Origin of the sequence: Desertihabitans aurantiacus, from assembly GCF_003344635.1 — a bacterium.
GTDB lineage: Bacteria > Actinomycetota > Actinomycetes > Propionibacteriales > Propionibacteriaceae > Desertihabitans > Desertihabitans aurantiacus.
In genome coordinates, this window is record NZ_QPKK01000429.1 from 1 (window position 1) to 1,956 (window position 1,956).

Annotated in this window: 2 protein-coding genes; both read right to left on the minus strand. The window is 28.5% G+C overall.

All coding sequences use genetic code 11. The annotated features are described in order from the left end of the window. Nucleotides 1-757: 757 nt before the first annotated feature. Nucleotides 758-1,033 carry a hypothetical protein gene (locus DVA66_RS21125; RefSeq protein WP_021511244.1) on the minus strand — a complete coding sequence of 92 codons (276 nt, stop codon included), beginning with the start codon at nucleotides 1,031-1,033 and terminating at the stop codon, nucleotides 758-760. After that, a complete protein-coding gene (locus DVA66_RS19825) occupies nucleotides 1,033-1,890 on the minus strand; it encodes a bifunctional DNA primase/polymerase (RefSeq protein WP_114561516.1) in 858 nt (285 codons plus the stop codon). The genes DVA66_RS21125 and DVA66_RS19825 overlap by 1 nt, the downstream gene beginning before the upstream one ends. Between the last annotated feature and the right edge of the window lie 66 nt (nucleotides 1,891-1,956).

Consider the following 1,956-nt stretch of genomic DNA (forward strand, 5'->3'; position numbering starts at 1 on the left):
TGATTTAGCTGATTCAAAATCAATCACTAATCTTTTTCTATCATCGATATTTTCAAATTTTAATTCTGATTGTGGTTTTAAACGATACTCAGCTGGTAAGTGACGACGTACAAGTACTCTAGCATCTTTTAAATAACGTTCATCAATATTACGCGTATTCTCACTCATCACACCATTTTTTAATTCGTATACATAGACTTTACATGCATCAAAATCTACTTTGATACTGTCATTCGTAAGATTATTTGATTCAAATGCATGTTTTAAATCATTCGTTAGTTTCTATGCATCGCTTTCGATAAGTTTCATCAACTGCATTCATCTCACTTTCATAATAGCTATGTGCGTCATTTAAGCATTTAAATGTAATAAATTGCTTAACTTCATAAAACTTTTCAATAAAATCATCAATACTTTCCAAATTATAATGATGTATTGTGTTCAACTCATTTATTGTTTGCTCAATATCACTATCATGTTTCTTCAAAATGCTTAGAAAATAGTTAAATTCTTCGCTTTTTACTGCTTTTACGAAATTTTATTTGATGATTAAGCGCTGATATATCTAACGTAATACTTCATTTTGACGTTTAGCGTAAAGTTAGATATAAAAAATAACCCCTATCTTGCTACCAACAAGTTAGGGGTTTTGCATTATTTAACTCTATATAACATGAGTAACCAACTCACGTTGTAGTACGTTGATATAAACTAACTATTCGTTATTATAGTACCACAAAATCGTGAATTTAAACAACTATCTATACTTCATCTCACTCTTCATAATCTCTTCAAAAAGTACTGTTAATGATTTATATCCCATTTCATTCGCCTTTTTTCTTGCTTCATCTAATTTATCTTTATATCCATTAACAAATATCTTTTCAGAATCACTTATAATCAAATCATCATACTCACTATTGATTATTTTCTCACAAATATTATTAATCATCGCAACACGCGTACCAACGTTTTGCTGTTGCTCATATTTTTCTAAAAGGTTTTTATTTAATAAAAGTTTACTTCTCTTCATTAAAATGGCTCCTTCATAGATTTTTTTAAAATACTTGTCCAAATTGTTTCTAATTCTTCATAAGACATTGGGGGATTACAATTTTCTGCTGTTGCAATAGCAACATATCTAGCCATTTGTAATGTAATAACTTCACGCTTTACTTGATTCATCAACCTGCCTATATGGCTTGCCATTTTCATATTACGTTCACCTTCGCCAAAACCATTGAACAAATCATTTAATATTTGATTCATAGGATGATGTATTTGTTCATTACTTAAATCTCTTATACTACCAAACTTTGATGATATCGGTTTAAAATTACTTGTTTTAACATTATCACTTTGTGCATCTTTAAATAATTTTATTGCCCATTGTGGCGCATCTTTTATATCTGTATCACTATCTTCTTTAATTTTATATATACCATCAATTCGATTACAACCAGGCGCTGGTATATATTTATTTTTACCAGTTAATAAATCGACGCCAGGCATAGCTTTAACTTTAGGTTTTTCTGTATTTTCGGTATCTTTAGGTATTTTAAAATATATATGCATTCCACCACTTGGTGTCATTACTGTCATAGTATTCTTTATATCATCTAAAATTTCATCAATATTATCTTGCTTACGAATCCAGTTATTAAACGTTTTAATACCATTTTCATTTTTTTTATGTATATCTAAATCTATTATTATCAATTCATCCAATACTAAACCAACATTTTCATTTCTTTGGTCTTTATACGATATGATAGGCTGACAATTTTCATCTCTATCCACCCATTTTTTAACAGGTGTCATCGTATAGCCACCTTTTTCTTTTTTGCTAGCAAATAATTCTATTGTTTTTGTATAAAGTCTATAATCCATCTCACTACCCTCTCTTTTTTTAATCCAAGTATATCAGTTTTAAAAGATATTGATGAAAAATTTTTG